General features: G+C 34.7%; 1 pseudogene. It reads left to right on the top strand.

Annotated elements, in window-relative coordinates:
- Nucleotides 1-16: 16 nt before the first annotated feature.
- A pseudogene (locus CN946_RS20745) lies at nt 17-288 on the top strand (group II intron reverse transcriptase/maturase); the annotation flags it as partial.

The following is a 288-nucleotide window of genomic DNA, read 5'->3' as shown; positions in this document are numbered from 1 at the left end:
GAGGTAGGTATAACAAATGGAAACAAAACTACTAAGGATAGCAGAATTAGCAAAATCTGATCCTGAAATGCAATTTACATCTCTTGCACATTTACTAGATAAGCAATCACTAGTTCAATGTCACATTGAATTACCAAATAAGAAAGCAACTGGGATAAATGGCACAACGAAAGAGCAATACAGTGGCAATCTTGAAGAAAATATAGAGGATTTAGTAAGTAGACTTAAGAGCAAAAGCTATCGTCCTGTTCCAGTTAGGAGAATGTATATTCCGAAACTCAATTCGAA

Source organism: Bacillus sp. AFS053548 (genome assembly GCF_002575105.1).
Lineage (GTDB): Bacteria > Bacillota > Bacilli > Bacillales > Bacillaceae_G > Gottfriedia.
Note: the sequence above shows the minus strand (reverse complement) of the source record. Positions and strands in the feature narration are given on the sequence as shown.